Genomic DNA, 12,464 nt, shown 5'->3' with positions numbered 1-12,464 from the left:
ATGATGCGTATCGCCGCCGAGCGGGACTGGCTGAAACTGGGTCAGGACATCGGCCGGCCGGTGGCGATCCTGCGGCTGTCCGGCATTTACGGGCCGGGCCGCAATGCCCTGGTCAACCTGGAAAACGGCACTGCGCGGCGGCTGGTCAAACCGGGCCAGGTGTTCAACCGTATCCATTGCGACGACATTGCCGGGGCGCTTTGGCATCTGATCGGAGACAATCGCGGCGGCATCTTCAACGTCACCGACGACCTGCCGGCGCCGCCGCAGGACGTCGTCGCCTATGCCGCCGGGCTGATGGGTGTCACACCGCCGCCCGAAATTCCGTTCGAGACCGCCCAGCTTTCGCCCATGGCGCGGTCCTTCTATGGCGAGAACAAGCGTGTCGCCAACACAGCGATCAAGGCGGCCGGCTATCGCTTTCGCTTTCCCGACTACCGCTCGGCCTTCGACCATATGTGGGCTGAAGGCAATTGGCGCGACGGCGAGGCGCGCAGCCCGATGAAGCGGTCGTGATCGAAACCTTGCGCCGGGCATGATATGATTCGACTTAAATTCGCAGAGGGGTTCTGCTTCATGAAACCGTTGAAGCAATCATTGCCCGGCAGAGCATTGCTGCTAAAGCGCGTCGCGACGCGCTTTAAATCTCTGTTTATGCGTGTCGTTGTCCCAAAACCGCTGCGCACTTTTGGGCGACATGTATTAGCAGCGCTCGCCGTCTTCGCCCTGGCGGGGCTTGCGGCGCGACCTGCAGCAGCCGAAGACCTGGCGAAGGACCTGTTCGGCGCCAAAAAGCTGCCGGCCGTGGCTGCGCCGCAATCGATCGGCTTTTATTCCAAGGGCTGCTTTGCCGGCGGCGTCGCCATGCCCATGGATGGCCCGAAATGGGAGGTGATGCGGCCTTCGCGCAACCGCCGCTGGGGCCATCCGACGATGATCGCGCTGATCGAGAAACTGTCGCGCGACGCTGCGGCCGACGGTTGGCCCGGCCTGCTGGTCGGCGACATTTCGCAGCCGCGCGGCGGCCCGATGCTGACCGGCCATGCCTCGCACCAGATCGGCCTCGACGCCGACATCTGGCTGACGCCGATGCCCGACCGCAAGCTTTCGATCGACCAGCGCGAGAACATGAGCGCCACCTTGCTTGTCGATGAAAAGACCCATCTGGTGAAGGATGAGCTCTGGGTTCCGGCGCATATGCGGCTCCTGAAGCGCGCGGCAAGCTACGCGGAAGTCGAGCGCATCCTGGTCAATCCCGGCATCAAAAAGAAGCTCTGCGACACTTTGAAAGGCGACCGCGCATGGCTGCGCAAGGTCAGGCCGTTCTGGGGCCACGACTATCACTTCCACATCCGCATCGGCTGCCAGCCCGGCTCGTCCAATTGCAAGCGACAGGAAGCCACGGTGCCCGGCGACGGCTGCGACCAGTCGCTGGCCTGGTGGTTCACCGAGGAACCATGGCGCCCCAACAAGAACCCGGACAGGCCGAAAGCACGCGACGTGATGACGATGGCGAGCCTGCCCGCGGCATGCCAGGCCGTGCTCGACGGGCCGGATCCGGCTTCGGCGGAGGCAGTCACCTATTATGGCGACGGCGTGCCGGTCGCGGCTGCACCCACTCTTACCGTGGCTCCGGCGCCGGCGCGAGCATCCGCAAGCGGCGCGGCAGCGCTTCCTGCCTCGATCAACGCCTTCGCGGCAACGCCCGAGATCGGCATTCCATTGCCGCGACCGCGGCCGGGGAACTGACGCAGAAGCCCCCTTTTGGTGGGATCCATTGTTGCATGTGTCTGTCGCCTCATTTCGAAAACCGATTTCCCTTTCCCAGGTCATGCGCTAGTCAACAAAGAACGGCGGAACGCCACTGGGAACCGGGACGGACAAGAGCATGCCAGACGACGACACCGCGCTGCAGTTTCCGGTCCTGATCGGCGACATTGGCGGCACCAATGCGCGCTTTTCGATCGTGCTCGACGCGAACTCGGAACCCACCGAGCCGCAGATCGTCCAGACCGCCAACTTCAACACCATCGACGAGGCGATTCAGGCAGCGGTGCTCGACCGCTCGTCGGTCCGGCCCAACTCCGCCGTGCTGGCGGTGGCCGGCCCGGTCGACAGCGACGAGATCCCGCTCACCAATTGCCCGTGGATCGTCAAGCCGAGAAAGATGTTTGCCAGCCTCGGCCTCAGCGACGTCGTGGTGCTCAATGATTTCGAGGCGCAGGCGTTGGCCGTCGTGGCGCTCGGCGAAGAGCATATGGAAAAGATCGGCGGCGATGCGCCGGAGCCCAATGCCGGACGGGTGGTGCTCGGTCCCGGAACCGGGCTTGGCGTCGCCGGCCTGGTCCACGCGCTGAACCACTGGATACCGGTGCCCGGCGAGGGAGGGCACATGGACATCGGGCCGCGCTCGCCGCGCGATTTCCAGGTCTTTCCGCATATCGAGAAGCTCGACGGCAGAATCTCCGGCGAACAGATCCTGTCCGGACGCGGTCTGGTCAACGCCTACCGGGCGGTGGCCAAGGCGGACGGCAAGCCGGCGCCCTTCACCACGCCGGCTGAGGTCACCGCCGCGGCACTGGCGAAGTCAGATCCGGTGGCCGAGGAAGCGCTGTCGATGTTCGTCACGTGCCTCGGGCGCACAGCCGGCGACCTTGCGCTGGTGTTCATGAGCCGCGGCGGCGTCTTCCTGACCGGCGGCATCGCGCAGAAAATCCTGCCGGCGCTGAAAACCGGCGAGTTCCGCGCCGCCTTCGAGGACAAGGCGCCGCATAGCGAGATGATGCGCACCATGCCCGTCTATGTGATCACCCATCCGCTGGCAGCGCTTTCCGGTCTTGCCGCCTATGCCAGAAACCCGTCGCTGTTCGGCGTCCAGACAGCGGGGCGACGCTGGCGGGCTTAGGTGACGCCCTGAGCCGCGGCGAAGTTTTGCCGCCTCGGCCATAGGCAAGCCGCCACCGGGGCGCTAAGAGGATTGCCGAATTAGCCCGGCCGCGAGGCCGAAACCGACATCACGGAACGATCCCGACTTGAACCAGCCGTCCAAACATCAAGCGGAAGCCCGGCACCAAGCCAAAGCCCGGCCCGGCGAGATCGTGGCGGTGGTCCGCCGCATCATCGCCGAGAACAGCCGCGAGTATCGCTGGTATTATGCTCTGGCCGTTCTGTGCCTGGTGATAGTTGCAGCTACGACCGCCTTCACCGCCTGGATCATGAAGGACGTCGTCGACCAGATCTTCTACGAACAGCGCGGCGATCTCATCGCGCTGATCTGCTTGTTGATCCTGGGCGCATTCATGCTACGCGGGCTGGCCACTTACGGCCAAGCGGTGACGCTGGCCAGGATCGGCAACAATCTGGTGGCGCGCTACCAGCGCCGCATTTTCGCTCATCTGATGAAGCTCGGCGTCGGTTTCTTCAACGACACGCGCTCGGGGCGGCTGGCTGCCCAGATCAACGAGAACGTCAACGGCATCCGTGACCTGCTGTCGATGACGCTGACGTCATTGGCACGCGACGCCGTATCGCTGGTTGCGCTGATCGGCGTGATGATCTGGCAGGATCCGATGCTGTCCCTGATGTCGCTGCTGATCGGGCCGCCGCTGATCTACACGGTCGTCTACCTGACCCGCAGAATACGACGCGCCACGCGCGAAGCGGTGCAGATCAACTCGCGGCTGATCGGCGCCATGCAGGAAGCAACGCAAGGCATCGCCATCGTCAAGGCGTTCACGCTGGAGCAGGAGCTGTCGCGCCGCATCAGCGATCTTGTCGCCGGCGCCGAGCAGCGGGCAAACCGCATCGCCCGCGTCTCGGAACGATTGACGCCGATCTCCGACATGCTGGGCGGCTTCGCCGTTGCCGGCGTCATCGCCTATTCCGGCTACCGGGCAGCCGTCAGCGGCCAGCCGCCTGGCGCGGTCTTTTCGTTCATCACCGCGCTGATGCTCGCCTACGACCCGGCCCGGCGGCTGGCGCGCATGCAGGTCGGCATGGAACGGGCGCTGGTCAATGCGCGCATGATCTACGAGCTGCTCGACCTCGAGCCGCAGCAAGGCGACGCGCCCGGAGCGGTCGAGGCGAAGATCACCAGGGGCGAAGTGCGCTTCAACAATGTGTCGTTCGGCTATGTCGCAGACGCACCGGTGCTGCAGGATCTCAGCTTCGTCGCCGCCGCCGGCAAGATGACGGCCATCGTCGGCGCCTCGGGCGCTGGCAAGTCGACGCTGGTGGCGCTGCTGCAGCGCTTCCACGATGTCGAAGCGGGCAGCATCGAGGTCGACGGCCAGGACATTTTAGAGGTGACCAAGCAGTCGCTGCGCAGCTCCATCGCCTATGTCTCGCAGCAGCCCTATCTGTTCGAAGGCACCATTCGCGACAACATCCGCTACGGGCGGCTGAGCGCGAGCGACGCCGAGATCGAACTGGCCGCGCAGCAGGCCGAGGCCGACGGCTTCATCCGCCAGCAGCCGCAAGGCTATGACACCCCTGTCGGTGAAGGCGGCGTGACGCTGTCGGGCGGCCAGCGCCAGCGTGTGTCGATCGCCCGCGCCATCGTGCGGCAGGCGCCGATCCTGCTGCTCGACGAGGCGACCTCGGCGCTCGACAATGAGGCGGAAGCGCGCGTCCAGCAGGCGCTGACCCAGGTGACGGAAGGGCGCACGACCATCGTCATCGCGCACCGGCTGTCGACGGTGGTCAATGCCGACCACATCGTCGTCATGGAACAGGGCCGGCTGGTCGAGCAAGGCACGCATGCCTCGCTGATGGCCGACCCGCACAGCGTCTATGCCCGGTTCCACCGGGTCCAGGGCAACAAGGGGCTGGGGCTTGTCGACGACGGCAAGCCAATCCAAACTTCGGTGCGACGCGCGAAGAAGGCGGTTGGGAGAACTTTATGAGCGGTACGGCCACAAACGACCCCCCCGTCAATGAAATGGGCCTGGTGGTGGTGGGCGCGGCCGGCCGCATGGGCCAGGCGCTGATCCGCGCCATCCACACGATACCGGGCGCTCGCGTCGCCGGCGCGATCGAGCGGGCCGGCTCGCCCCATCTCGGCAAGGATGCCGGCGAGCTTGCCGGCATCGGCAATATCGACGTGGCGATCGGCGACGACCCGCTGCCGGCCTTCGCCAAGGCCGACGGCGTGCTCGACTTCACGAGCCCGGCGGCAACAGTCGAATTCGCCGGCTATGCGGCGCAGGCGCGCATCGTCCATGTCATCGGCACCACCGGCTGCTCGGCCGACGACGATGCCAAGATCGCGGCGGCAGCGCGCCACGCGACGGTGGTCAAGTCAGGCAATATGAGCCTCGGCGTCAATCTGCTGGCGGTGCTGGTGGAGCAGGCAGCGCGCGCGCTCGATGCCGACGATTTCGACATCGAGATCCTGGAAATGCATCACCGTCACAAGGTCGACGCGCCGTCGGGCACGGCGCTGCTGCTCGGTGAAGCCGCGGCCACCGGGCGCGGCATCGATCTTGACGGGAACAGCGTGCGGTCGCGTGACGGCCACACCGGCGTGCGAAAGACCGGCTCGGCGGTTCGGTGGTCGGCGATCACTCAGTCGTGCTGGCCGGCACCGGCGAGCGTATCACGCTCGCCCATCACGCCGAGGACCGGGCGATCTTCGCCCGCGGCGCGGTCAAGGCAGCACTGTGGGCGCGCGGCAGGAAGCCGGGCCTGTATTCGATGCGGGATGTGCTCGGACTCGCCTGAGACGATCTGATCCACAAAACTGAAGGAGCAAAAATGTCGGGAACTCTCGTGCTCGTGCGCCATGGCCAGAGCGAATGGAACCTGAAGAACCTTTTCACCGGCTGGCGCGACGTCGACCTGACGGAGCTGGGCCACGCCGAGGCCAAGGAGGCGGGCGCCAAGCTGAAGGCGCGCGGGATGAAATTCGACATCGCCTTCACGTCGTCGCTGATCAGGGCGCAGAAGACCTGCCAGCACATTCTCGACGCGGTCGGCCAGGGCGATCTCGAGACCATTCGCGACCAGGCGCTGAACGAGCGCGACTATGGCGACCTCTCCGGCCTCAACAAGGATGACGCGCGCAAGAAATGGGGCGAGGAGCAGGTGCATGTCTGGCGCCGCTCCTATGACGTGCCGCCACCCGGCGGCGAAAGTCTGAAGGACACCGGCGCGCGCGTCTGGCCCTATTATCTGCACGACCTGCAACCACATGTGCTGCGCGGCGGCACCGTGCTGGTGGCGGCGCACGGCAATTCGCTGCGCGCGCTGATCATGGCGCTGGACGGCAAGTCGGGCGAGGAGATCGTCAAACTGGAACTCGGCACCGGCGTGCCGGTCATCTACAAGCTCAACGCCGATTCGACCGTGGCGTCGAAGGAAGTGCTGGAGGGCTGAACGGCAAGCGGTGCGTGTTTCTTGATTGAGCAAAAAAGCGCGTTGACACTCACCGTTTGCCCGCCTAAAGAGCCCGCACCAGCCCAGATGGCGGAATTGGTAGACGCGCACGGTTCAGGTCCGTGTTCCGCAAGGAGTGGAGGTTCGAGTCCTCTTCTGGGCACCAGATTCCCGTTTCGAACTTTTTGATAAGGTTCAGAGACCCGAGAAAAAAGCCCGGTTTTTGCCGGGCTTTTTTCTTGGGCTGGTGTCCCATTGTTGTTCGTCTTCGTTCGTTGGCGCCATTTCCTGACTGTCACTGATTCCTGATCAGGCTTATCCGTCCGGGTTAGGCAGCGATCTGTCGTTGCGACAGCGCACTAGCGGAAGGATTTCACCCGAGATCACTCTGGTGATCTTTTGTTGCTTGGCGTTGGTCACGACGGTCATGCACGCACATCCGTAGCCGTAGCCCGAACCCGGCACATTGGTCTCGACGAACTGTCGATCATCAAAGGCCGGCACATTGTCGATGCCTTTGGGATCCGGTCGTCCCTGCATCTGGATCCACCAATCCCCGTCGCTGTCGGTCAGGACGAGGTTGCCGGGTGTCGGGCTGGAATACCAGCCACAACGGCGCTCGGCGGCAGTCGCAGATAGGGCCATGATGGCCAGGCAGACGGTGGCAAATAAAAGACGCATGAAAATCTTTGCCTCCCTTTTATTTTGGCTTCAACTCCGTGTCGTAATTTTCTTCGATCAATGCGCAATGAAGCGTCACAGGTTGCTTTTGGACATTGCTTAGTGGACCATCGATAAAATCGCAGCCGAGCAGATTGTCCGAACTGCTCTTGCGTGCCGACGCAACGTTGACATTGACGTTGGGAGGGCCGGCGAGCCAGTCGAGACGCTTGGTGTCGACCTTTGCGCCGCTGATGTGGGCGTGGCCACCTGTGCCCGGTATCGCTACCTGCTCGTCCTGCTGCTCAAGACTGATTTGGCCAATCTCGTTGGCGTGCTTCTCGGCGCTCCGCTTTGGATCGCCGTAGTAGGAAGCGAAGACAACGATCCCCTCCTTTTCAGCCGCGAGCTTGGCGGCTGCCTTCTTGGAAAGCGTAACGTTAACGTCGAAGCCCATGTCGCCCTGGGCCGTTGCCGGTACGGCACATGCCAACAGCAAAGATGCCGCAATCGTCATACCACCAAGCCTCATTTCCATATCTCCTTCTGTGAGCCGGCAAACAACGCGAATCCGCCACAGATGATCGCCGCGAAGACGGGCAGACCATGCCGTGAATTTTCCATTGCTATGCCAGCGATGAGCGGGCCCAGGAGCGCGCCGATCCCCCAGGCGATGGAGAGCAACGCATAGATGCTGAGCAATTCTGCGTCCTTGTAAGCCTCACCGAGCATGGCGACCGTAGTCGTATAGATGCCGACGAAGGCCCCTCCCCACAGGAAAAGCAGGGGATAGGCAAACCACGGGTGCAAGAAGGCTAGGGGCCATGCAAGCGCCCCAAGCGCCGATATGGCCGCAAGCGCAATCAGCAGCCCCCGACGATCCATTCGGTCGCCAAGCCAGCCGATGGGCAATTGCAGCAGGATCGAGCCGATAAGGAGTACAGTCAACAGCAGCGTCGCTGAATGCTCCGGCCATCCGAGCCGGACGGCATAGAGCGGCAATAGGCTAAGACCGGCCGCTTCCAATGCGGCGTTCAGGACTGAGGAAGCAACCGCCACTGGCGCTAGTTTGAGGTACCGAAACGGATTGCCGATATCCTCGCTCGCAGGCTTGGCTGCATGGGGCCCACCTACGATCAGGATCACGCAAGCGATGAGTGCTATTGCAGCGCCGATAATGAAAGCAAGAGACTCCTCGCGTCCGACCAGGGCCAGAATGGCAGGACCAATTGCGGTGCCACAGGAAAGAGCGGTCATATAGATTGCAATCATTCGTCCCCGGTTTCTCTCGCCGGCAAGCTGGTTGAGCCACGTTTCGGACACGACAAACAGCGTCTCTGACGCCGCACCGAGAGCTGCCCGCAACGGAAACCAGATCCACAGAAACGGTGCCAGGGGAAACAGGACGAACAACCCGCCTGATGCTATCAGAGCTCCCCTCGCCAGCCGCGCAAATCCAAGCTGCTGTGCAAGACGGGGCAGGTAGGGGGCCGCCAAAAGAACACCGATGGCGTACATGGCGCTGTTTGCGCCAATAAGGCTTTCGGAATAGCCCGCTTCCGCCAGCTCGAGTGCAATCAGCGGTGCGCTGAGGCCATAGGTCAGCCCGAAGATTGCAGCGGTCAGGATGACGACCGCTGACGTGCGCACAAGCCCGCTCATGCAGGCGCCCCGTCGCGTTCGGCCACATGGGCGAGCCTGCGGCCAGTGCTGAATGCGTCGGAGAGCTTGCTTCTCCAGCGCCGGTCGCCGTGTTCAACGACGCTGTGCAGAAGGCGCGTATAGTCCAGAACGAGCCCCGGGGTCCACGTCAAGGCCCCAGCCCGGCCGCGGACGAGCCGCAACAACCAGAATTGCGGGTTGCTGATGATCTTGAAGAGATCCCGCCAAATATGACTGCTGTACGATGCGCCCTCCAGAGCCGCATCGAGTGCCTGGATAACGGTTGTCGAGCAGTTGCGGGCCGTGAGATTGTAGGTCTTGTCCTGAGAATATGCTTCCCAGAATATCCGCAGGGCTTGCGGATTGAACCTACGGAACGTCACCTTCTGGTCCGGTTCGCACCAGTCGGCCGACTCCTGTGCGAGGGATTCGTTGAACCGCCCAGCTACATCATTCTCATGTCCCGCCGAGAGAATGGCCCGGAAGTCGTCGGGGCTGTGGTCGATGTCGTCGAACGGATAATGGCTGATGTAAAGGTCTGGCGGCATTTCCAGCGCCGAATGGCCTGTTGAGATCACGCCTTTCTTATCGACTGCCGCGACATACCGATCGATCAGCAGCCTGCGCTCCGGGTCCTTGATCGAACCGACAGCCGTCCAGATATAGACATTAAGGACCTCGTCCGCCTTGGCCCAGACATCCTCTCTTGCCGGAATGGCTGGCCGCGCTATCCCACCATGCCAGTTACGAGCCGCATAGAGCGGCAGGGACGTGACCGAGCCACCTTCAGGCAACTGCCGCAGTGGCAGGGCCATGCGCACAAGCGCATAGCCTGACGTCAGCAGAAGGAGCGCAAAGCAGAACGGAACCGTCAGACGGTGCGGAACCGGCCAGGACATCAAGATGCCGATGGCCAGGCTGACCTCGATCAGGCCGGCGACAATCCCGACCCGCCAGCGGGGGTTGTGGATCACAAAGGCAGCCGCGATCCGGAAGAGCCCGTCAACCAGGAAGGCCGCGCCAAAAACGATCGCCGCACCGATATTGTTGTCCCAAGGATCATTGAAGACCAGAAGTGCTGCAACCAGGAAGGCAACGCCGCGTAGGGCATCGATCCAGTGCTGGCGAAGCCCGACCGATATGGCTGCGGCAATCTCGACCAGCCCCTCGACCGCGAGGAATATAGCGAGCGCATCCAGAACAACGGAAAGGACGCCATCGCTCAGGTCATACAGGATGGCAACGCCCAGGAGTATCCAGACGATGCCGGCCACAGTCAGCAACCGCCAGACTGGTTTCAGCGCACGCACACCAAGCAGAAGAAAAACGAGCCGGATCATGATGCTTTCAGGGTTTCTGGCGGTTAATCTCTCAGACCGACGCGCGACAGTTGAGGATCTGCTGGAGGCAGATTCAAACGCTTCAATCTGTCGGCGGTTTCCTGCTCTATGTGCAGCCCCCAATCGGAAAAGAACCGGGTCAGGTCCTGATTTGCGACCGTACTGGCACGCAGGATGAAGGTTTGTACCTTGACCGCATCCTGCTTATTGGAATCATCCAGTGGATGCTCGCGATAATATCGGTGAAGCTTCGGATAGAAGTCCTCGCCGAGACCCCGGCGCAATTGATCAAACATGACCAGCCGCACCCAAAGCTCATCGTCGTCATCCGCGCTGGCACGCATCTGTTTTTCATTGTCGAAATCGCGCGTCTTCCGCGCCAGATATCTCGCCGCCAGATCCAGCGGCGTCTTGCCGGTAGAGTCGTCGCGCTCTTTCAAGCGGGACGGATCGCCAAAATGTGCCTGGGCATTGAGCGAATAGATATTGACCGTAGTTTCTACAATCTCGCCCCAGGTCCAATCTTCCTGCTGGTACATATGGCCGGTTTCATGCCAGATCGACCACGCTTGCCGCAGCTTCTTCACGTTCAGCAAATCACCCATGTTGCTGCCGGGGACACCCATAAAATAGTTGCCTGCGTACATGTATATGCCGTCGTCGAAGACCTTCGCCGGTGTCACCGTGTCCTGCTGATAGTGCATGCGCAAACGGGATGCCCGATGAAGTTTGGAGGAACCGTCGAGACCGGATAGCGCATCGTACCAGCCTAGAATTTGCTCGACGGTGTCGAGAATTTCCGCAGGGTCGTCCTGAGGCGCCCTCATATAGACTTTGCGGGTCGCGGTAATGGCAACACGCTCGCTTATCATCTCGACGAATGGCGCACCGGGCATGTCGGTGAGCATTTTACGCCAGTCTTCGAAGCTTGTTTTTCCCTTGACGTAGAGGGGGATCGAACTGCCGCCGCGCACGATTGCCACGTCGATCGGAGGCAGAGCCGCACTGAAGCCGCTGTAGGCGTAGCGGAAATAGATCAGCCCGTCGCGCTTCGCCGTGAAATCGGTGCGCCCTTCCTTGGCAATGACCAATTGCGGGTCATCCTGGGGTCTTTCGTCATAGAAGCTGTTCATCGGGCCGATCATGATCATCAAGCCGTCGGGGGAAGGCGGCAGGCCTTCGGCCGTAACCGATACTGCCTCTCCCTTTTTCACGAACACACCGCTTGGCTGATCGTCCATCAGCTTCGTGCGTCTCAGCCTATTGGCCTCGGGTGTGGCTGCAGGCATCGGAGCGAGGCGATAGCGTTTGTTCAGATTGTCGAATTCCGACACCGCTGCCGACGCCGCTGCCGGTCTGTCGCCATTGCCGGCCGGATAAAGCAACCACTGGGCATTATCATCCAGACTGGCGTCATAGACGATGATCTGAGCATCGTCCGCACGTTCATTGGCCCTGACGTTGAGCGTCGTGCCGCTGTCATCCAGCTCGATGCCATAGCCGTTCAGATGCGGCTTGAAGCGCCACCCTCCAGCGGACTGCTCATCCTCGAGGACGACACTCGTATTCCCGTTTTCGTCTTCGTCGCCCCCGGCAAGATACGTTTCGTATCGTCGAGACCGGATCTGATAGGTTGCATCGTTCGTTTCCCCGGTCGCCCTGGTGATGGTCCAGAGCTGCGCGGGACCATCCTTGGATTTGCGAGCGGACTGACCAAGCACGATCTCGCCATGCTTGCCTTCAAAGGCGGTGAGCGCTTTGTAGGAATGCTTCGCGACGATGTAATAGTCCCCGTCGCGGATCTCAGCGGCACTTGCTGCTGTAACGATTGCCGCCAGCAAGAGCCCGGCTATCAAGTGCGCTCCAGATACGATGAAGGTCTTCATCCCGGCACCGACGTGTCAATTCGCGGCCGGAACGGGACAACTCATCGGATCGCCCTGCTTGCCGCATTTCAGGTAACCCTCGAAGGCTTTGACCCGGGATTGCGCCAGGCTGTCCATGCACTGCGCGGCGAGCATGGGCATCACGCTGCCGCCGGCCGCTCCCGCAGTCTGGAAACGGCACTCCGCATCGCGAAATTTGTCCCATTCCCGCTGTGCCTGGACGAGAAGCTTCTTGGTATCCGCGTCACCCTTCAGGCGGGCTTCGATCTGTTGGTAAAGCTCATTGAGCTTCTTGTCGGATTTCTTGAACGCGGCATCGGCGCACGCGTTCAAAGAGGCCTGATCCTTGGCGGCGGCGTAGCACTTGTCCTGGGCAAAGGCGAAAGTCGGCATGGCCAGAACCACGGCAGCGGTCAGTATCGCGGTTTTCATCGATTTCCCTTCCTGATTACCTGGTTTTCATTGGATCGGCTTTGCCACCATCGGCGACCGTGACGCTGCCGAGCTTTCCTAAGCCGGTCAGCCTGCCGCCTTCCTTGAC

Annotated in this window: 10 protein-coding genes, 1 tRNA gene and 2 pseudogenes; 7 read left to right on the top strand and 6 right to left on the bottom strand. The window is 62.1% G+C overall.

The features are described from left to right. The 7 genes and pseudogenes from E5W87_RS27620 to E5W87_RS27590 form a co-directional block, all read left to right on the top strand. Positions 1–516 (top strand): annotated as a pseudogene (locus tag E5W87_RS27620) (NAD(P)-dependent oxidoreductase); the annotation flags it as partial. A gap of 138 nt (positions 517–654) precedes the next feature. Then, positions 655–1,749: a penicillin-insensitive murein endopeptidase gene (mepA, locus tag E5W87_RS27615; protein ID WP_292404827.1), complete on the top strand. Its 1,095-nt coding sequence runs from the start codon at positions 655–657 to the stop codon at positions 1,747–1,749. Between the two features lie 139 nt (positions 1,750–1,888). After that, positions 1,889–2,905: a glucokinase gene (locus E5W87_RS27610; RefSeq protein WP_292404825.1), complete on the top strand. Its 1,017-nt coding sequence runs from the start codon at positions 1,889–1,891 to the stop codon at positions 2,903–2,905. Positions 2,906–3,032: 127 nt separating this feature from the next. After that, the gene (locus E5W87_RS27605; RefSeq protein WP_292404823.1) at positions 3,033–4,904 is read left to right on the top strand and encodes an ABC transporter ATP-binding protein; all 1,872 of its coding nucleotides are present in this window, start codon (positions 3,033–3,035) and stop codon (positions 4,902–4,904) included. Then, positions 4,901–5,721, top strand: a pseudogene (gene dapB, locus E5W87_RS27600) (4-hydroxy-tetrahydrodipicolinate reductase). Before E5W87_RS27605 ends, dapB begins: the two are co-directional and overlap by 4 nt. Positions 5,722–5,754: 33 nt before the next feature. Beyond that, the gene (locus tag E5W87_RS27595; RefSeq protein ID WP_292404821.1) at positions 5,755–6,375 is read left to right on the top strand and encodes a 2,3-bisphosphoglycerate-dependent phosphoglycerate mutase; all 621 of its coding nucleotides are present in this window, start codon (positions 5,755–5,757) and stop codon (positions 6,373–6,375) included. 81 nt (positions 6,376–6,456) lie between these two features. After that, positions 6,457–6,541, top strand: a tRNA-Leu gene (locus E5W87_RS27590). Positions 6,542–6,690: 149 nt separating this feature from the next. Here E5W87_RS27590 and E5W87_RS27585 read toward each other — a convergent pair. Genes E5W87_RS27585 through E5W87_RS27560 form a run of 6 tightly spaced genes read right to left on the bottom strand, consistent with a single transcriptional unit; the run spans position 6,691 to position 12,355 of the window. Next, positions 6,691–7,056, bottom strand: a complete 366-nt coding sequence (locus E5W87_RS27585; protein WP_292404819.1) for a DUF4087 domain-containing protein — start codon at positions 7,054–7,056, stop codon at positions 6,691–6,693. A gap of 19 nt (positions 7,057–7,075) precedes the next feature. Next, complete coding sequence (locus tag E5W87_RS27580) at positions 7,076–7,567, bottom strand: hypothetical protein (protein ID WP_292404817.1); 492 nt, start codon at positions 7,565–7,567, stop codon at positions 7,076–7,078. Continuing rightward, the gene (locus E5W87_RS27575; RefSeq protein WP_292404815.1) at positions 7,564–8,697 is read right to left on the bottom strand and encodes an MFS transporter; all 1,134 of its coding nucleotides are present in this window, start codon (positions 8,695–8,697) and stop codon (positions 7,564–7,566) included. Before E5W87_RS27575 ends, E5W87_RS27580 begins: the two co-directional genes overlap by 4 nt. Then, positions 8,694–10,037 (bottom strand): HdeD family acid-resistance protein, encoded by a 1,344-nt coding sequence (locus E5W87_RS27570; RefSeq protein WP_292404813.1) that lies wholly within the window; start codon positions 10,035–10,037, stop codon positions 8,694–8,696. Before E5W87_RS27570 ends, E5W87_RS27575 begins: the two co-directional genes overlap by 4 nt. Positions 10,038–10,060: 23 nt before the next feature. Next, positions 10,061–11,923: a M60 family metallopeptidase gene (locus tag E5W87_RS27565; RefSeq protein ID WP_292404811.1), complete on the bottom strand. Its 1,863-nt coding sequence runs from the start codon at positions 11,921–11,923 to the stop codon at positions 10,061–10,063. Positions 11,924–11,938: 15 nt separating this feature from the next. Next, positions 11,939–12,355: a lysozyme inhibitor LprI family protein gene (locus E5W87_RS27560; RefSeq protein WP_292404809.1), complete on the bottom strand. Its 417-nt coding sequence runs from the start codon at positions 12,353–12,355 to the stop codon at positions 11,939–11,941. Between the last annotated feature and the right edge of the window lie 109 nt (positions 12,356–12,464).

This window comes from Mesorhizobium sp., from assembly GCF_004962925.1.
In the GTDB taxonomy this organism is placed as follows: Bacteria; Pseudomonadota; Alphaproteobacteria; order Rhizobiales; family Rhizobiaceae; genus Mesorhizobium.
This window is presented reverse-complemented; position numbering and strand designations above follow the sequence as displayed.